Origin of the sequence: Acidovorax sp. (assembly GCF_021287135.1) — a bacterium.
GTDB lineage: Bacteria > Pseudomonadota > Gammaproteobacteria > Burkholderiales > Burkholderiaceae_C > Acidovorax.
In genome coordinates this window covers 17965-35340 of record NZ_JAJTBB010000030.1, presented here as the reverse complement: position 1 = coordinate 35340, position 17376 = coordinate 17965, and the positions used below count along the sequence as shown (strand labels likewise).

15 protein-coding genes are annotated in these 17376 nt (G+C 69.8%); 10 read left to right on the top strand and 5 right to left on the bottom strand.

The features are described 5' to 3' along the window. From LWW96_RS08100 to LWW96_RS08070, 7 genes are all read left to right on the top strand, one after another. Nucleotides 1-748, top strand: a 748-nt coding sequence (locus tag LWW96_RS08100) for a BMP family ABC transporter substrate-binding protein (RefSeq protein WP_291485774.1), incomplete at its 5' end; no start/stop codon positions are given. Nucleotides 749-900: 152 nt separating this feature from the next. Continuing rightward, a complete protein-coding gene (locus LWW96_RS08095; RefSeq protein WP_291485778.1) occupies nt 901-1884 on the top strand; it encodes an aromatic ring-hydroxylating dioxygenase subunit alpha in 984 nt (327 codons plus the stop codon). After that, nucleotides 1884-2936 carry an adenosine deaminase gene (locus tag LWW96_RS08090; RefSeq protein ID WP_291485772.1) on the top strand — a complete coding sequence of 351 codons (1053 nt, stop codon included), beginning with the start codon at nt 1884-1886 and terminating at the stop codon, nt 2934-2936. Before LWW96_RS08095 ends, LWW96_RS08090 begins: the two co-directional genes overlap by 1 nt. 206 nt (nt 2937-3142) lie before the next feature. Continuing rightward, complete coding sequence (locus LWW96_RS08085) at nt 3143-4735, top strand: methyl-accepting chemotaxis protein (protein WP_291485770.1); 1593 nt, start codon at nt 3143-3145, stop codon at nt 4733-4735. A gap of 81 nt (nt 4736-4816) precedes the next feature. Then, complete coding sequence (gene guaD / locus LWW96_RS08080) at nt 4817-6115, top strand: guanine deaminase (protein WP_291485768.1); 1299 nt, start codon at nt 4817-4819, stop codon at nt 6113-6115. 77 nt (nt 6116-6192) lie between these two features. Further along, complete coding sequence (gene dcd / locus LWW96_RS08075; protein ID WP_291485766.1) at nt 6193-6765, top strand: dCTP deaminase; 573 nt, start codon at nt 6193-6195, stop codon at nt 6763-6765. A 160-nt stretch (nt 6766-6925) separates the two neighbouring features. Then, nucleotides 6926-7375 carry a hypothetical protein gene (locus tag LWW96_RS08070; RefSeq protein ID WP_291485765.1) on the top strand — a complete coding sequence of 150 codons (450 nt, stop codon included), beginning with the start codon at nt 6926-6928 and terminating at the stop codon, nt 7373-7375. Between the two features lie 19 nt (nt 7376-7394). Here the strand turns inward: LWW96_RS08070 and LWW96_RS08065 are convergent, their stop codons facing one another. Both LWW96_RS08065 and pcp read right to left on the bottom strand, forming a co-directional pair. Beyond that, a complete protein-coding gene (locus LWW96_RS08065) occupies nt 7395-9086 on the bottom strand; it encodes a diguanylate cyclase (RefSeq protein ID WP_291485764.1) in 1692 nt (563 codons plus the stop codon). Nucleotides 9087-9195: 109 nt separating this feature from the next. Continuing rightward, entirely contained in the window at nt 9196-9885 is a 690-nt protein-coding gene (gene pcp, locus LWW96_RS08060) for a pyroglutamyl-peptidase I (protein WP_291485762.1), read from the bottom strand. 132 nt (nt 9886-10017) lie between these two features. On the opposite strand from pcp, the gene LWW96_RS08055 reads away from it, so the two are divergent. The 3 genes from LWW96_RS08055 to LWW96_RS08045 all read left to right on the top strand — a co-directional run bounded on the left by LWW96_RS08055 (nt 10018) and on the right by LWW96_RS08045 (nt 14793). Then, the gene (locus LWW96_RS08055; RefSeq protein WP_291485761.1) at nt 10018-10902 is read left to right on the top strand and encodes a neutral zinc metallopeptidase; all 885 of its coding nucleotides are present in this window, start codon (nt 10018-10020) and stop codon (nt 10900-10902) included. 57 nt (nt 10903-10959) lie between these two features. Beyond that, nucleotides 10960-13146: a SulP family inorganic anion transporter gene (locus LWW96_RS08050; RefSeq protein WP_291485759.1), complete on the top strand. Its 2187-nt coding sequence runs from the start codon at nt 10960-10962 to the stop codon at nt 13144-13146. A gap of 165 nt (nt 13147-13311) precedes the next feature. Then, nucleotides 13312-14793, top strand: a complete 1482-nt coding sequence (locus tag LWW96_RS08045) for a DEAD/DEAH box helicase (protein WP_291485757.1) — start codon at nt 13312-13314, stop codon at nt 14791-14793. Between the two features lie 145 nt (nt 14794-14938). Here the strand turns inward: LWW96_RS08045 and LWW96_RS08040 are convergent, their stop codons facing one another. From LWW96_RS08040 to LWW96_RS08030, 3 genes are read right to left on the bottom strand one after another with little or no spacing between them, the layout of a single operon-like run. Continuing rightward, a complete protein-coding gene (locus LWW96_RS08040) occupies nt 14939-15580 on the bottom strand; it encodes a nitrous oxide reductase accessory protein NosL (protein WP_291485755.1) in 642 nt (213 codons plus the stop codon). A gap of 5 nt (nt 15581-15585) precedes the next feature. Then, nucleotides 15586-16170, bottom strand: coding sequence for a nitrous oxide reductase accessory protein NosL (locus tag LWW96_RS08035; RefSeq protein WP_291485753.1), 585 nt, complete (start codon nt 16168-16170; stop codon nt 15586-15588). After that, nucleotides 16167-16982 carry an ABC transporter permease subunit gene (locus LWW96_RS08030; RefSeq protein WP_291485751.1) on the bottom strand — a complete coding sequence of 272 codons (816 nt, stop codon included), beginning with the start codon at nt 16980-16982 and terminating at the stop codon, nt 16167-16169. Before LWW96_RS08030 ends, LWW96_RS08035 begins: the two co-directional genes overlap by 4 nt. Nucleotides 16983-17376: the final 394 nt, after the last annotated feature.

The following is a 17376-nucleotide window of genomic DNA, read 5'->3' as shown; positions in this document are numbered from 1 at the left end:
CGAGCACGCCACGGGCTACAAGACCGCCGCCAACGTGCGCACCTACGACAGCCGCACGTATGAAGGCGCCTACATGGCCGGCGTGATCGCGGGCGCCATGACCAAGTCGAACACGCTGGGCGTGGTGGGCTCGGTGCCAATCCCTGAAGTGATCCGCAACATCAACAGCTTCACGCTGGGTGCGCAGTCGGTCAACCCCAAGATCAAGACCAAGGTGGTGTGGGTGAACGAATGGTTCAGCCCGCCCAAGGAAACCGAAGCCGCCACCAGCCTGATCAACGGCGGCGCCGACGTGCTGTTCCAGAACACCGACTCCCCCGCCGTGCTGAAGACGGCGCAAGAAAAGGGCAAGCGCGCCTTCGGCTGGGACTCCGACATGACCGCCTACGGTCCCAAGGCCCACCTGGCCTCGGCCGTCATCAACTGGGGCCCGTACTACATCAAGGCCACCAAGGACGCCCTGGAAGGCACCTGGAGCACGGGCCAGAGCTGGTGGGGCGTGAAGGAAGGCGCGATCGACCTCGTCTCCATCGCTGAAGACGTGCCGGCCGAAACCAAGGCCAAGGTCGAGGCGGTGAAGAAGGGCCTGGCCGACGGCAGCTTCGTGATCTGGAAGGGCCCCATCGTGGGCCAGGACGGCAAGCCCGTGCTGGAAAAGGACGCCGTGGCCGACGACAAATTCCTGGGCGGCATCAACTTCTACGTCAAGGGCGTGGAAGGCAAGATCCCCGGCGGCGACAAGAAGTGATCCTTCTGGCGGCGCGCGGCGCCGCCGGATCACCACAACCCAAAGGGCTGCTGCGGTGGCCCTTTTTTTATGGCCCGCGACGGTCGGGCGGCTTGAGCCGCGCCGTTCGCTGCGGCCGAAAGGAGCATGCGGTCATGTCGACGGTTGCAACGATCATGGAATGGACCCACTGGCACCCAGTGGCCCGGGTGGAAGAGGTCGGCAGCGTGCCCCTGTCCGTGCAATTGCTGGAGCAGCCTCTGGTGCTCTGGCGCGACGCTGCCGGGCATCCGCGGGTTCTGGCGGACCAGTGTCCGCACCGCGGCGCGCGGCTGTCGCTGGGACGGGTCACGGCGGGCGGTCAGCTGGAGTGCCCCTACCACGGCTGGCAGTTCGAGGGTACGAACGGCCACTGCACGCACGTGCCGGCGCTGCCGGCGTTCACGCCGCCCGCCACGCATTGCGCTCGCCACCATGCGGCCTGCGAGGCCCATGGGCTGGTGTGGGTGCGCCTGGCGCCTGGCGAGGCCGACCTGCCGGGCTTCGCGGCCGAAGACGACGCGCGCTTGCGCAAAGTCCTTTGCGGACCCTACGACGTGGCGTCCAGCGCGCCGCGCATTGTGGAGAACTTTCTGGACATGGCCCACTTCGCCTATGTGCACGAGGGCTGGCTGGGCACCCGGGATGCGCCCGGCGTGGACGACTACCGGGTCGAGCCCACGCCCACGGGCCTGCTGGCCACGGGTTGCAAGGCCTGGCAGCCGCAGTCCAACCTGCACTCCACCGCGCCCGCCCAGGTCGAGTACACCTACGAAGTCACCGCGCCCTATGCCGCCGTGCTGACCAAGGTGCCAGAGGCCGGCACCACGGCGGTGGACGGCTGGCGCGAATCGATTGCGCTGTACATCTGCCCCGTGACGCCCGTACAGAGCCGCGTGTGGTTCCGCCTAGCCGTGGCCGATTTCGAGTCGCCGGACGAAAAGCTGCAGGCCTTCCAGCACACCATCTTCACGCAGGACCAGCCGGTGCTGGAGTCGCAAACGCCCCAGCGCCTGCCGCTGGACTTGCGGGCAGAGTTGCATACCGCGGCGGACAAGGCATCATCGGCGTACCGCCGCTTCCTGCGCCAGCGTGGCGTCACCTTTGGAGTTTGCTGATGTTCAAAGTCCCACCCATTTCCTCCGCGCGCCTGCCCCAGTTGCTGCGCGCCATGCCCAAGGCCGAGCTGCACATTCACATCGAAGGCTCGCTGGAGCCCGAGCTGATCTTCGCCCTGGCGCAGCGCAACGGCCTGAGCCTGCCCTATGCCAGCGTGGAAGCGCTGCGCAGCGCCTATGCCTTCACCAACCTGCAGAGCTTTCTGGACATCTATTACGCCGGCGCCAGCGTGCTGCTGCACGAGCAGGACTTCTACGACATGGCCCAGGCCTACCTGCGCCGCGCGGCGCAGGACAACGTGCTGCACGCCGAGATCTTTTTTGACCCGCAGACGCACACCGCGCGCGGCGTGCCCATCGAAACCGTGATCAATGGCCTGCACCGGGCCTGTGCGGATGCACGCACCGAGCTGGGCGTCAGCGCCACGCTGATCCTGTGCTTCCTGCGCCACCTGAGCGAGGAGTCCGCCTTCGAGACGCTGGAGCAGGCGCAGCCCCTCCTGGACAAGATCGTGGGCGTGGGCCTGGATTCGAGCGAGGTCGGCCATCCGCCCGAGAAGTTCGCGCGCGTGTTCGCCCGCTGCCGCGAGCTGGGCCTGCACCTGGTGGCCCATGCGGGGGAAGAGGGCCCGCCAGCCTATATCTGGAGCGCGCTGGATGTGCTCAAGGTCGAGCGCATCGACCATGGTGTGCAGGCTGTGCACGACCCGGCGCTGATGCAGCGCCTGGCGCAGGAGCGCATTGCCCTCACGGTGTGCCCGCTGTCCAACCAGAAGCTGTGCGTGTTCCCCCGCCTGGGGGACCACAACCTGGGCCAACTGCTGGATGCGGGCCTGGCCGCCACGGTCAACTCGGACGACCCGGCGTACTTTGGCGGGTACATCAACGAGAACTTCACGCAGGTGTTTGCCGCCACCGGCCTTACCGCCCGGCACGCCTACCAGCTGGCGTTCAACAGCTTCGAGGCCAGCTTTGCCAGCAACGCCGACAAGCGCGTGTGGGAGCACAGGCTCAAGGAAGCCTTCGAGCGCTGCGTCGAGCACGACGACTGAGAGGAGCGCAGGGCGGGCGTGTTTACCCGGCGGTAGCACGAAATCCGGGGAAACCCTAGAATGTAAACTTTTGTTGGCAAGCACGGCGCGTCCCCCCGGCAGGGGCGGCATGGCCGGGCGGCCCATTCCACCCCGGATTTCTTCCAACCTTGCCGCCGCCTGTCGGCCGGCACGGCGCCTTGCTGCGCCACCACGGAGCGCCCCCCATGTTTCTCAATCAAATATCCATCGGCAAACGCCTGGCCCTGGTGCTGGGCGTGATCCTCACCCTGTTCTTCGCCAGCAGCGTGGCGGCTGTGTTCAAGCTGAGCCAGCTGGGGCGCGAAATCGACACCATGGTGGCCGACAACATCCGGGCGGAGCGTGCAGGGGCCGACTGGCTGCGCCACACCACGTCGGGCGTGCAGCGTGCCGCGGCCATCGCCAAGAGCACGGACGCGAGCCTGATTCCCTACTTCGCGCCGGCGACGGCGGCGGCCATCAGCCAGACCAACGAACTGCAGAAGTTCATCGAGTCCAAGATGGACACCGCCGAGGAAAAGGCGCTGTTCGACAAGGTGGGCCAGCTGCGCAAGGACTACCTCGCCGCGCGCGAAGAGGTGAGCAAGCACAAGCAGGCAGGTGACGCCGAAAGTGCCAACAAGGTGTTCAACGAGCGGTTCGAGCCCACCTCGCGCGACTACCTGGCGGGCGTGCAGCAGCTGGTGGACATGCAGCGCGCGCAACTGGATGAGGCCGGCAAGCGCAGCGAAAACCTGCGTGCGCAGACCGCGCTGCTGCTGGAAGTGTGCACCGGCATCTCGCTGCTGCTGGGCGCGCTGCTGGCCTGGCTGCTGGCCACCAGCATCACCCGGCCGCTGCGCCACGCCGAGGCCATTGCCGAGGCCATTGCCGACATGGACCTGACCGGCCAGCCGCAGAGCCACTACGCCAACGATGAAACCGGCCGCCTGCTGCGTGCGCTGGACCTGATGCGCGGCGCGCTGCAGGGTTCGCTGCAGCAGGTGCGCGGCGTGGTGGACAGCATCTCCACCGCCAGCACGCAGATCGCGACCGGCAACCAGGACCTGAGCGCCCGCACCGAGCAGACCGCCAGCAGCCTGGAGGAAACCGCCAGCTCCATGGAGGAGTTGACCAGCACCGTGCGCCAAAGCGCCGACTCCGCCGTGCAGGCTAACCAGCTGGCCGCGTCGGCGGCCGCGGTGGCCGAGCGCGGCGGGGAGGTGGTGGCCCAGGTGGTGAGCACCATGGACGAGATCAACGCCAGCAGCAAGAAGATTGCCGACATCATCGGCACCATCGACGGGATTGCCTTCCAGACCAACATCCTGGCCCTGAACGCGGCCGTGGAGGCGGCCCGGGCCGGCGAGCAGGGCCGCGGCTTTGCCGTGGTGGCCAGCGAAGTGCGCGGCCTGGCGCAGCGCAGCGCCGAAGCGGCCAAGGAGATCAAGACGCTGATCGGCGTGTCGGTGGAGAAGGTGGAGACCGGCTCGGCCCTGGTGCAGAACGCTGGCACCACCATGACCGAGATTGTGGGTTCCGTGCGCCGCGTGACGGACATCATTGGCGAGATCAGCGCCGCGGCGTCGGAGCAAAGCCAGGGCATCGGCCAGGTGAACGTGGCGGTGAGCCAGCTCGACCAGATGACGCAGCAGAACGCGGCGCTGGTGGAGGAATCCACGGCCGCCGCTGAAAGCCTCAAGGAGCAGGCCGTGCGCCTGTCCGAAGTGGTGGGTGCGTTCCGCCTGGGCGCGGCGGCGCAGGCCATGGCCACGCACGCCGTGCCGCGCCTGCGGTAAGCGGGCGCGCGCCCTGCGGGCATAGCCACTATTGGCTGCGCGGTATGCGCACCGGTGGGGCCGCCCGCTAAGCTAGCGTCCATGCATGTCTACCGTTCCGCCCTTTTGCGCTTTGCCGACGATGGCACGGCCCTGTATGACCAAGACGGCCTGCTGGCCATAGGCCCCGACGCCGCGGGCCGGCAGCGGGTCCAGGCGGCGGGCGCTTGGCAGGCGCTGGCGCCGCAGTACGCCGGCGTGCCGGTGCAGCACTTGCCCGGCCGCATCCTGGCGCCCGGCTTCGTGGACATGCATGTCCATTTCCCGCAGACCGATGTGATCGGTTCGCCCGCCGAGGGCCTGCTGCCCTGGCTGGAGAACTACACCTTTCCGCACGAGACACGCTTCAGCGACGCCGCGTACGCGCAGCAGGTGGCCCAGGTGTTCATCGACGAGCTGCTGCGCCATGGCGTGACGACCGCCCTGGCCTTTGCCACCTCGCACCCCGTGTCGGTGGACGCGCTGATGGGCGCGGCGCAGCAGCGCCAGCTGCGGCTGGTGACCGGAAAGGTGCTGCAGGACCGCCATTCGCCCGACGGCGTGCGCGACCGCACCGAGGAAAGCCTGCTGGACACCGAAGCCCTGATCCGGCGCTGGCACGGCGTGGACCGGCTGGGCTATGCGATCACGCCGCGCTTTGCACCCACCAGCACGCCGCAGCAGCTGCGGGGCGCTGGCGAACTGGCCGCGCGCTACCCGGACGTGTGGATCCAGTCGCACGTGGCCGAGAACCGCGACGAGATCCGCTGGGCCCGCGAGCTGTTCCCCGGATCGCGCAGCTACCTGGGCGTGTACGACGATTTCGGCCTGATGCGCGAACGCGCCGTGTATGCGCACTGCATCCATTTCGACGACGACGACCGCGCCCTCATGCGGGCCACCGGCGCGGTGGCAGCGGTCAGCCCGACCAGCAACCTGTTCCTGGGCAGCGGCTTCTTCGACTTTGCGGGCGCCGACCGCGTGGGTTTCGGCCATGGCCTGGCCAGCGACGTGGGGGGCGGCACGAGCTTCAGTCCTTTTCACACGATGCTGGCCGCCTACTATGTCGGCCGCGAGGGGCACACCAAGCCGGGGCTGAGCCTGTCGCCCGAGCGCCTGTGGTGGCTGCACACTGCCGGCGCCGCCCAGGCCCTGGGGCTGGGCGGGGTCGTGGGGAACCTGCAGCCCGGCTGTGAGGCAGACTTTCTGGTGCTCAACCCCGCGGCCACGCCGCTGCTGGCGCGCAAGACCGCGCAGGCCGGCAGCCTGGCGGAGCTTTTGTTTGCGCTGATCGTACTGGGCGACGACCGCGTGGTGGAAGAGGCGGTGATTTCTCAAGCAAAATACGGCTCCCGCGCTTGACCTGAGTGCGGTAATAGCTACATATTTAATAGCATGGTGCCTGCTGGCTGGCGGGGCCGCAGCGCAGGAGTCAACCGATGAGCATCAAGAGCGACAAATGGATCCGCCGCATGGCGGCCGAGCACGGCATGATCGAACCCTTCGAGCCCGGCCAGGTGCGCGAGGTCGAGGGGCGCAAGATCATCAGCTACGGCACCAGCAGCTACGGCTACGACATCCGCTGTGCTCCGGAATTCAAGGTGTTCACCAACATCCACAGCACCGTGGTGGACCCGAAGCACTTCGACGAGAAAAGCTTTGTCGATTTTGAAGGCGACAGCTGCATCATCCCGCCCAACAGCTTTGCGCTGGCGCGCACGGTGGAGTATTTCCGCATCCCGCGCAATGTGCTCACCATCTGCCTGGGCAAGAGCACCTACGCCCGCTGCGGCATCATCGTCAACGTGACCCCCTTCGAGCCCGAATGGGAAGGCTATGTGACGCTGGAATTCAGCAACACCACGCCGCTGCCCGCCCGCATCTACGCGGGCGAGGGCTGCGCGCAGGTGCTGTTCTTCGAGAGTGACAAGGACGATGTCTGCGAGGTCAGCTACCGCGACCGCGGCGGCAAGTACCAGGGGCAGATCGGCGTCACGCTGCCCAAGGCCTGAACGCCGTCCTGCAGGCGCGCTGTGCGGGCGGCGGCCCGCTGCGCTGGCGTCCTACAGCGGCAAGGCCGCTTGGCTGAAGTGCAAGCGCAGGTAAGTTTTTTAGCATCCGTGTCACGCCCCAGCCACATGCGCGGGCGATGATCGTTCGGAAGGACTTGCCATGCTGACCTTTGCCCCCCCCTCCGTTAACCCGTCGCTTGTCGCCTGGATGGGTGCGCTGGCCGGTCCGCTGGTGGCGCGCTGGTCATCAGAGCCCGGCCACGCCGGCGCAGGGCCGCAAGCCTTGGACACGGCCCCGGCGCCGGAAGGCGCTGCCGCAGCCGGCGCACCGCGGTGGGAGGCCGATGAGCCCGCGGGTGCGCCGTCGTGCCACTACTGGCCCTGCGAGCGCCTGGACGCCTTCATTCTGCAAATGGCCGCCCATGGCCACTGCGTGAATGCCGCCATGATGCTGGGCCACCGGCCCTACGCGCAGTGGCAGCTGGCCCAGGCGCAGGAAGTGCCCGACCCGGCCTTGAACGCCCTGGCCGCGCAACTGCAGGCCTACTTTGATGCCCCGCCCGCTGCGGCTGCGCAGGTGGCGGCGTCTGCGGACGCCCGCCCGTCCTGAGGCGTCGCCGCGCTCCTGCTCACGCTTCGGTGCAGACCCGGTTGCGCCCCTGCCGTTTGGCCTCGTAGAGGGCGGCGTCGCTGCGCCGCAGCATGTCCATGCCCGTATCTCCGGGGCCGCGCATCGTGGCCACGCCCGCGCTCACGGTGATGCGGCCCACCACCGGGTCTTCGCGTTCGGCCATGGCCGTGAGCACCGCCTGCGCAATGGTCCGGGCGCCGTCCAGGCCGGTGTCGGGCAGCAGGAGCACGAACTCTTCGCCGCCCAGGCGGGCGACCACGTCCGAGTGGCGCAGCCGCAGCTCCAGGGCGCGCGCCAGCTGGCGCAGCACTTCGTCGCCGGCCTCGTGCCCGTAGGTGTCGTTCACGCGCTTGAAGTGGTCCACGTCCACCGCCACCACGCTCAGCGGGCGTCGCGTGCGGCGGGCCAACGCCAGGGCAAAGGCCATTTGCGGTTCAAAGCCCCGGCGGTTGAGCAGGCCGGTGAGGGCGTCGGTGCGGGCCTGCAGGTCCAGGGCGCGGTTGGCGCTCTCCAGCTCCAGCGTGCGCAAGCGCACTTTTTCCTCCATGGCCTCGCGGGCCGCGAGCAGCCGGTTCGTCATGCGGTCCAGCGCGGTGGCCAGGGTGCGCACCTCGCGGCTGCTGCGCGCCTGCGGAATGTGCCCGCCGGGCTTGCCGCTCTCGATCGCACTGGCGGCATCGGCCAGGGCGTACAGGTCCTCGCTGAGGCGGCGCGCAACAGCCCACGCGAGCCCGCACGCCACCAGGGCCGCCGCCAGGCCCAGGGCCAGGGCCTTGCGCACTGTGTGCCGCGCCTCGGCAAAGGCCAGCTCCACCGGCTCGCGTGCCACGACGCGCCACCCCAGGTCGCTCGCGCGGCTGCGCGGCTTGAGCGCCACCACGGCGGTGAGGTACTGGCGCCCGTCTTGCCACTGTGCGACGCCGGGACGGGACGCTGCCGCTTCCGCGGGATGGCGGGGCTCCACGGGCAGGCGCTGGCCCGCTTCCTGCAGCGCCCGGGTGCGGCCACCCGGCGCATAGATGAGCTGGCCTTCGCGGTCGAACACGAACAGTTCCACCGCGCGGCTGTCGGTGCGCGCGGGGGTCATGCTTTCCAGGACTTCGCGTGTCCACTCCCAGCTGCCATGGATGGCAACCACCCCGACGGTGGTGGGCCCCAGGCGCACCGGGGCCGCGAAGTCGACAAAGCGGTGTGCTTCGCCGGACGGCAGCGGCGCCAGCAGCTTTTCCAGCAGCACTGCGGGGTGCACGTCTCCCACGTAGGTTTTCTCCAGCCCTTCGCGGAACCAGGGGCGCGAGGCCACGTTGTCTCCTTCCAGCAGGCCGCCCGTGGCGGCGCGCACCACCCCTTGGGCGTCCACCACCCCGATCCACGCGCTGTGGGGCTCCATGGCCTGGCTGCGCACCAGCATGTGGTGCGCTTCAGGGCTGTCCAGGCCCTGCTTCCACACCACCTCGGCGGCGGCCAGCACCTCGGCCTCGCGGCTGCGTTCCAGCAGCCCGGCGGCCAGCATCTGGGCGGCGTTTGCGGCCACCACCTTCAGCGCGGCGCCCGCATCCTGCTCGATGCGGCGCTTGAGCAGTTCGCCAAAGGCCAAGGACAGCAGCACGGAGACCCCCACCACCAGGCCGGCAAACACCAGCGCCATCTGCGTGCGCAGGCTGCAGTCCGAAAAGCGGGGCCAATTCATGGTCCGAAGAGGGGCTGAAAGGGTGTGATATTGCAAACAAATGTCAACTCTACCCTGCAATGCCGGGCGGCGGGGGCGGGCAAGCCCCTGTTGTCCGGCCGTCAATTTTTCAGTGCGTGGCGCCGGCCGACAGCGGGATGTCTGCCGGGGTCAGCACGGCCGCCCACAGGGCCGCGTGGATGCCCCGGACCATGTCCCGCAAGGGCAGGTGGGGCGCGCCCTGCTCGGGCAGCCAGGGCACGTGCACAAAGCCACCGCGGGCGCCTTCCAGGCCGCCGCCGGGCGCATGCAGCAGGTGCATCAGTCCGTACAAGACGTGGTTGCAGACAAACGTGCCCGCTGTCTGCGACACCTCGCACGGCACGCCCGTGCGCTGCACCGCGCGCCACATGGCCTTGATGGGCAGGTTGCTGAAGTAGGCCGCCGGCCCGCCCGGCACCACCGCCGTGTCGATGGGCTGCTGGCCCAGGTTGTCGGGGATGCGCGCGTCGTTGAGGTTGATGCCGATGCGCTCCAGCGACAGCGCCGCCCGCCCGCCGGCCTGGCCCAGGCACACGGTGAGCGCCGGGCGGTGGGCTGCGAGCAACGCCTGCAGCTGCCGCAGCGATGCGCCAAAGACCGTGGGCAGCCGGGCCGCGACCACGCGGTGGCCGGCGATGCGCTGCCCGTCCAGGGCCTGCGCAATGAGCAGGCTGGGGTTGTGCTGCTCGCCGCCAAAGGGGTCGAAGCCGGTGAGCAAAATGACCGGCTCGGCTGGCAAGAGGGCGGGGCGCAGGAGGGTGTGGGGGGCGTGGGGCATGAAATGGGCGGCCCGGCGCGGGGGGTGCCGGGCCGCCTATTGTGAGAGATCGTGAACCGCTCCGGCCGACCCTGCGGGACGCGTAATATCGCGCCCACGCCGCTCGCTCGGGGCCGGCACTGGAGAAGCAGCATGAAATGGGAAGGCAATCGCGAATCGGACAATGTGGAAGACCGGCGGGACGAAGGCGGCGGCGGGGGCGGCATGCCGGTCTTCGGCGGGCGCAGCATCGGCATCGGCACCATCGTCATTGCGCTGATCGGGGGCTGGGTGCTGGGCGTCAACCCGCTCACCCTGCTCGGGCTGCTCAGCGGCGGCGGCGGCCAGCCGGCCCAGGTGCAAACGCAAGGGCCGGCCCACCGCCCGCCTGCGGACGACAACATGGCGCGCTTTGTCTCCACCGTGCTGGCCGATACGGAGGACGTTTGGCAAGGCGTGTTCCGCCAGGGTGGCGGCAGCTACCAGGAGCCGCGGCTGGTGCTGTTTCGCGGGGCCACGCCCACGGCCTGCGGGACGGGGCAGGCGGCCATGGGGCCGTTCTACTGCCCGGCAGACCAGAAGGTGTACATCGACCTGGGCTTCTACGAAACACTGAAGAGTCGCCTGGGCGCGCCAGGCGACTTCGCGCAGGCCTACGTGATTGCCCACGAGGTGGGCCACCATGTGCAGAACCAGCTGGGCATCACCCGCAAGGTCGACCAGATGCGCGGCCGGGTCAGCCAGGCGGAATACAACCAGCTGTCGGTGCGCCTGGAGCTGCAGGCCGATTGCTTTGCCGGCGTGTGGGCCCACCATGCGCAGAACGCGCGGCAGATCCTGGAGCAGGGCGACGTGGAGGAAGCCATGAATGCAGCCGCCAAGATCGGTGACGACGCGCTGCAGCGCGCCAACGGCGGTGCCGTGGTGCCCGAGAGCTTCACCCATGGCACCAGCGCGCAGCGCCAGCGCTGGTTCCACAACGGCCTGGAGAACGGCAGCGTGAAGGCCTGCGACACCTTCGGGACCCGCAGCTTGTAGCACCCGCCGGCGCCCGGGCCTTGCGGCGCGGGGCGCTCCGTCCTTTGGTTCAGGCCCTTGTCCAGGCAACCCGCCTCCCCGCTTTCCGCACCGCCGGCTGAGGTCCAGCGCCGCGGCGGCGCGCAGCCGTCGGCGCCGCCCGCATCGGCCGCTACCGCCGCGTGGTCGGCGGTGGCCGTCACCGTGCCGCACGCGGTGGGCCTGGGCCTGCTGGCCTTTGCGCCGCTGGCGGGCGAGCACTCGCTGGCGGCGCTGGCGCTGTGGTCGGCGGCCCTGCCGGGGCTGGTGCTGACGGCGGTGGTTCCGCGCGCCGGGGTGGTGTATGCGCCCACCACCGTGGTGGCGCTGCTGTTTGCCGCCGTGCTTGCCACGGCGCACGGTGCAGCCGGGGCGCTGGGGCTGACAGCCCGCCAGGTGCTGGCCGTGGCGGGCGCGACGGTGGCGCTGGCCTTTGTGTTCCAGTGGTTCCTGGGCGTGCTGCGGCTGGCGTCGATGGCCCGGTTTTTGCCGGTGTCGGTGACCCACGGCTTCGCGGCCGGGGTGGGGTTGTCCATGGTGCTGGGCCAGGTGCGCAACGGGTTCGGGGCGGGCGCCGCCGCCCTTTGGGACGCGCGCACCGGCTGGCACGCGCTGGCCGCCCTGGCCGTGGTGGGGCTGGCCTGGGGGCTGCGGCGGCGCTGGCCGCGCATGCCGGGGCTGTTGTCGGCCGTGGCCGTGGTTGCGGCCGGCGCAGCGCTGGTGGGCACCTGGAGCAGTGCGGCAGGCGCCGTGCTGACGCCCGCGGTGCCGCCGAGCACCTTTGCCGGGCCGCTGTGGCCGGACTGGACCGGCATCCCGTGGATGGTGCTCGTGCAGCGGCACGGCGCAGATTTGGTGCTGCTGGCCCTGCTCATGGCACTGGTCAACAGCCTCGAAATCCTGGTCTTCCACCAGGAGCTGGAGCTGGACCACGGCCTGCGCTGCGATGCCAACCTCGCCCTGCGCCGTGAAAGCCTGGTGGGTGCGCTGTGCGGGCTGGCGGGGCTGATCCCCGCATCCACCAGCGCGTCGCGGTCGCGCATCGTGCTGGCGCAGGCTGGGGCTTCGCGCGCTGCGCCGCGCTGGCACGCTGGCGTGATGCTGGGGGTGGCGCTCACCGGCGCCTGGTGGCTGCATTGGGTGCCCATGGCCTGCCTGGCGGGCGGGCTGGTGCTGGCGGGGCTGATGCAGGTGCCCCACGTGATGTGGTCGCTGCGCTATGCACGGCGCTCGCGGGTGACTTGGGCGCAGAGCTGGCTGGTGGCGCTGGTGTTTGCGGTGGCGGGCGGCGTGGGCGCCCTGGTGGCCGGGCTGGTGGTGGCCACCTTCGTGCTGCTGCACGAGTCAGCCTCCAAGGTGCTGCGCCATGTGCGGCTGGACGGCGAGCTGCGTTCGCGGCGCCTGCGGCGGGCGGGCTCGGACGGCTGGATTGCGGCGCGCATGAACCAGGTGGCGGTGTTCGAGCTGCAGGGCGTGATGTCCTTCGGGGTGGCGGCGCACCTGGCAGAGCAGGTGCGCCTGCTGCTGCAGCCGCGCCACCGCTGGGTGATCCTGGACGCCAGCCGGGTGCCCAGCTGGGACAGCACGGCCCTGGCGCAGCTGCGGGCGCTGGTGCGCGACCTGGAGCAGCGCGGCGTTGCCGCCGCCGTGGCGGCCCTGGACCCGGTGGCGGCCGAGCACGCGGGGGAACACGTGCGGGCCTTTGCCGACCTGGACCGGGCCCTGGAGTGGGCCGAGGTGGGCATCCTGGCGCAGCGCCCCCTGGAGCAGCGGCCCGCGCGCGCCGAGCGGAACCTGCTGGGCGAGACCGGCGAAGGGCTGCCCAAAGCCGCCGCCGAGGCGCTGATCGCGCGCCTGCGCACCGTGGCCGTGCCGCCCCATGGGCTGGTGTTCCTGGACGGCGACACCGACCGCGACCTGCTGGTGGTGAAGTCCGGCCATATCGCCCTGGTGACGCAGTGGCCGCCCGAGAAGGGCCTGCGCCTGGCCACCGTGGGGCCGGGCATGGCGTTTGGCGAGATGGCGTTTCTGAGCGGCGCCGCCCGCACCGCCTGTGCAGGGGCCGAGCGCGGTCCCGCGCACCTGGTGCGCCTGTCGCGGGCGGACTTTGACGCCTGGGCCCGCGACTACCCCGGCCCGGCGCTCACGGTGATGAATAACCTCGCCCAGATCGGGGCGAGGCGTCTGAGCGCTACCACACGCCAGCTGCGCGCTGTGCTGGAGTAGAAATTCTGATGAAAATAGGCTCTAGCGCTTATGGATAAAGCGCTGGAAGCTATTAAAACAGTAGCAATCCCTGCGCTCCGCCGGCGCAGCGGTGCGGGCGCCCCCACCGCCACCGACCGGCCGGAAACACGCTTGCAAGGCGGCGGTGCGACAATAGCGGGCTAAATGACAAGTTCCTTTTCCAATCTATCGCTGGCAGAGCCCTTGGCGCGTGCCGTGGCCGAGATGGGCTACCAGTCCATGACGCCCATCCAGGCGCAGGCCATTCCGGTGGTGCTCACCGGCCAGGACGTAATGGGTGCCGCACAGACCGGCACCGGCAAGACGGCCGCGTTCTCGCTGCCCCTGCTGCAGCGCCTGCTCAAGCACGAGAACAGCTCCACCTCGCCCGCGCGGCACCCTGTGCGGGCTCTGGTGCTGCTGCCTACGCGCGAGCTGGCCGACCAGGTGGCGCAGCAGATCGCGCTGTACGCCAAGTACACCAAGCTGCGCAGCACCGTCGTGTTCGGCGGCATGGACATGAAGCCCCAGACCCTGGAGCTGAAAAAAGGCGTCGAGGTGCTGGTGGCCACCCCCGGCCGGCTGCTCGACCACATCGAAGCCAAGAACGCGGTGCTCAACCAGGTCGAGTACGTGGTGCTGGACGAGGCCGACCGCATGCTGGACATCGGCTTCCTGCCCGACCTGCAGCGCATCCTGAGCTACCTGCCCAAGCAGCGCACCACGCTGCTGTTCAGCGCCACCTTCTCGCCCGAGATCAAGCGCCTGGCCGGCAGCTACCTGCAAAACCCCATCACCATCGAAGTGGCCCGTCCCAACGAGACGGCCTCCACGGTGGAGCAGCGCTTCTACTCCGCCTCGGACGACGACAAGCGCCGGGTCATCCACCAGGTGCTGCGCAACCGGGGCGTCAAGCAGGCCTTTGTGTTCGTGAACAGCAAGCTCGGCTGTGCGCGCCTGGCCCGCAGCCTGGAGCGCGAAGGCCTGAAGACGGCCGCGCTGCACGGCGACAAGAGCCAGGACGAGCGCCTCAAGGCGCTGGAGGCCTTCAAGCAGGGCGAGGTCGACCTGCTGGTGTGCACCGATGTTGCCGCGCGCGGCCTGGACATCAAGGATGTGCCCGCCGTGTTCAACTTCGACGTGCCGTTCAACGCCGAGGACTACGTGCACCGCATCGGCCGCACGGGCCGGGCCGGCGCCTCGGGCCTGGCGGTGACGCTGGTGTCGGGCAGCGATGCCCGCCTGGTGGCCGACATTGAAAAGCTCATCAAGAAGAAGATCGACCTGGAGACGCTGGAGCTCGACGACGACCGCCGGGGCGCGGCCCGTGGTGGCGACAGCAGCAGCCGTGGATGGCGCGACAGCGCCAGTGCGCCGCGCCGCGAGCGGGAGCGCGAACCCCGCGAGGGGCGTGAAGGCCGCGAAGGTCGTGAGGGGCGCGAACCCCACCGGGGTTTCCGCCCGGCGGTGGCCTCGCGCGACCCCTTCTTCGAGAAGCCCTACGAGCCCAGCCCGACCGCTGCGGCCCCCGCCTGGGAAGCCGCCGCCAAGTCGCCGGCACGCAGCAGCATCTCGGCCAACATCAAGCCCAAGCGCAAGGTGGCGGCTCTGTTCAAGGCCGTGCAGCCGGAGTCGCCTCCGCAGTGAGGTGAGAAGCCCCGGGAGCCGGGGGCGGCCTCCGGGGGATCATCCGGCGTCTTAGGCGGCTAATACGCCACTAGCGCCCGCCCAGTAAGCGCAAACAGCTATATTTTTAATAGCATCCTGCGCACCACGCGCGAACCGCAGCGGCTCAGTGCTCTGCGTGGGCCGGCCGCCGCACAGGGGCCAGCGCCCGCAGCAGGCTGGCATCCACCCCATCCCACCGCAACAACCGCCCGCCCCGGGCCTGGGCAAACCGCGCCGCTTCGGCGGGGTGGGCAAACGCGGGCAGGTTACCCGCGCGCATCGGCCCCTTCGCCGACGAGCCGGCGACATACGTCGCCGCCAGGGCCGGCACCCATGCGCCCGTGCCCATGTCCGTCACATAGCGCGCCACGATGGCCTCGGCCGTGCGCCCGCGCGTGTAGTGCCCCACGTCGCGCAGGTACAGTATCAGGCTCAGCGGCGAATCGAAGAAGTGCGCATCCCCGCCCGCAAAGATCACCTGCGCCGCCCAGGCGCGGGCGCGCGCGGGATACATCCCGCACACCGGGCAGCGGGCATCGGCCGGCACCTCGCGGGGCGCTTCGGGCGGGAGCCCGGAGGCAGGGTTGTACGGCGTGGGCGGCGCGACCACGCACACGTCGTCCTCCATGGGCGCCGGCGCCCCGGCAGCACCGCGCAGCGGCCAGCGCCAGGCCGCCACGGCGGCGCTGCCACCCAGCAGCAGCAGCGCGGTGATCGCCCGCCGGGTGGGGCGGCGCGGGGGCGCAGCGGGGGCACAGGCGCGCATGGCGGTCACATCCGTGCGTCGTGCTGCGCGCCGCCGCTCAGGTCCACCATGGCGGGCGTGATATCGGCAAAGCGCAGCACCTTGCCGCCGTATTCGGCGGCAAACTTTTTCGCATCGGCCTCCTGGGCAAAGCTGCCGATGGTGGGGCCCATGGAGCCGTGGCGCTTGCCGCCCACCACGTAGAGGGCGCTCTTCGCGTCGATCCAGTGGCCTTTGGGCGCATCCCAGTCGGCCTGGCCCATGTCCTGCACGTACACGGCCTGCACGGCGCGCACCTGCTCGCCGGCCAGCAGCGTGGCAAACAGCTCCACCGTGTCGCAGAAGAACGAGGGCTTGTCCTGCCCGGCAAAGCGCACCTGCGCCTTGGGGCCGGGGTAGTCGGCCAACAGCATGCCGTCCAGCTCGCAGCTGGTGGTGCGGTCAAATTCCACGGGCTGCAGCGACTGCGCGCCGCTGTCCGCCTGGCTGCAGCCGGTCAGGCTTCCCAGGCCGGTGAGCGCGCCCAGCGATGCGAGGGCGGCCCAGCCCAGCAGCTGGCGGCGGGTGGTGCAGCCGCACCGGGGTTGGTAAAGGGTTGTCGGGGTCGTCATGGTTTGAATCTCCAGCCCGCCAGACCCAGCGGCACCACGATCCAGCCCGCCATCACCGCGCCCATCAGCCATGGCTTGGCCAGGGCGGGGGGCACGATGCTGGTCAGGCCGTACAGGGTGCGCACGTCTTCCAGCGAGAACACGTTGAGGATGCGGAACACATCGGCCGGGTTGAGCAGCAGCAGATAGGCCATGGCCCCGCCGCCCACGCTGCCGCCCGTGGCCACCAGGGCGCCCAGCAGCAGCAGGTCGAACACCAGCACGAAGAAGAACCAGGCGGCAATGGCCAGGCCCGAGGCGCGCGTGCGCTCGTGCGTGAGCACCGACAGCAGCACCGCCAGGCTCAGGAAGGCCAGGCCCAGCAGCACCGAGCTGAGCATGAAGCCGCCAAAGTGGAACAGCGCGGCCGCGCTGAACTGCCGCACCAGCAGCACCGCCACCAGGCCAAAGCCCGCCAGCGTGGACAGCGTGAGCGCCCCCGCCAGGCCCAGGTACTTGCCCAGCAGCAGCTCCAGCCGCGTAATGGGCAGCGACAGCAGCAGGTCGAGCGAGCCGCGCTCGCGTTCGCCCACGATGGCGTCAAAGCCCAGCAGCAGGGCGATCAGCGGGATCAGGTAGATCACCAGGCTGACCAGGCTGGCAATGGTGAACTCGATGGAGCGAAAGCCCACCGTGCCCTGCTGCGCGCCGCCAAAGTAGGCAATCGCCAGCGAGAACACGGTGAACACCAGCGCCACGGCCAGCACCCAGCGGTTGCGCATGCGGTCGCGGAACTCCTTGCCCGCGATGGTGAAGATTTGGGTGAATTCCATGTCAGCGGCTCCTGCGGAGGGATGAGGGCGGTGTCACTCCCTCTCCCCTTGCGGGAGAGGGGCTGGTGTGCTGGACCAGCGGCGGTTGGGTGGGCACACGCTGCTGGGCGCGCTTCCCTGCACGTGAAGCCGCGTGGGTAGGTTCTTTCCCTGGCGCGGCTGTGCCTCCCTCTCCCCTTGCGGGAGAGGGCCGGGGAGAGGGGGTAAAGCGGGCGCAGCGTGGGCGCAAGCCCCCTCTCCCCAACCCCTCTCCCGCAAGGGGAGAGGGGCTGGTGCGCTGGACCAGCGGCGGTTGGGTGGGCACACGCTGCTGGGCGTGCTTCACTGCACGTGAAGCCGCGTGGGTGGGTTCTTTCCCTGGCGCGGCGGTGCCTCCCTCTCCCCTTGCGGGAGA

Excerpts from the sequence above, each read along its gene's own strand:
- guaD (WP_291485768.1), top strand. The coding sequence starts at position 4,817 with ATGCATGTCTACCGTTCCGCCCTTTTGCGCTTTGCCGACGATGGCACG.
- LWW96_RS08035 (WP_291485753.1), bottom strand. The coding sequence starts at position 16,170 with ATGACGACCCCGACAACCCTTTACCAACCCCGGTGCGGCTGCACCACC.
- LWW96_RS08090 (WP_291485772.1), top strand. The coding sequence starts at position 1,884 with ATGTTCAAAGTCCCACCCATTTCCTCCGCGCGCCTGCCCCAGTTGCTG.
- LWW96_RS08040 (WP_291485755.1), bottom strand. The coding sequence starts at position 15,580 with ATGCGCGCCTGTGCCCCCGCTGCGCCCCCGCGCCGCCCCACCCGGCGG.
- dcd (WP_291485766.1), top strand. The coding sequence starts at position 6,193 with ATGAGCATCAAGAGCGACAAATGGATCCGCCGCATGGCGGCCGAGCAC.
- LWW96_RS08045 (WP_291485757.1), top strand. The coding sequence starts at position 13,312 with ATGACAAGTTCCTTTTCCAATCTATCGCTGGCAGAGCCCTTGGCGCGT.
- pcp (WP_291485762.1), bottom strand. The coding sequence starts at position 9,885 with ATGCCCCACGCCCCCCACACCCTCCTGCGCCCCGCCCTCTTGCCAGCC.
- LWW96_RS08030 (WP_291485751.1), bottom strand. The coding sequence starts at position 16,982 with ATGGAATTCACCCAAATCTTCACCATCGCGGGCAAGGAGTTCCGCGAC.
- LWW96_RS08055 (WP_291485761.1), top strand. The coding sequence starts at position 10,018 with ATGAAATGGGAAGGCAATCGCGAATCGGACAATGTGGAAGACCGGCGG.
- LWW96_RS08065 (WP_291485764.1), bottom strand. The coding sequence starts at position 9,086 with ATGAATTGGCCCCGCTTTTCGGACTGCAGCCTGCGCACGCAGATGGCG.
- LWW96_RS08070 (WP_291485765.1), top strand. The coding sequence starts at position 6,926 with ATGCTGACCTTTGCCCCCCCCTCCGTTAACCCGTCGCTTGTCGCCTGG.
- LWW96_RS08085 (WP_291485770.1), top strand. The coding sequence starts at position 3,143 with ATGTTTCTCAATCAAATATCCATCGGCAAACGCCTGGCCCTGGTGCTG.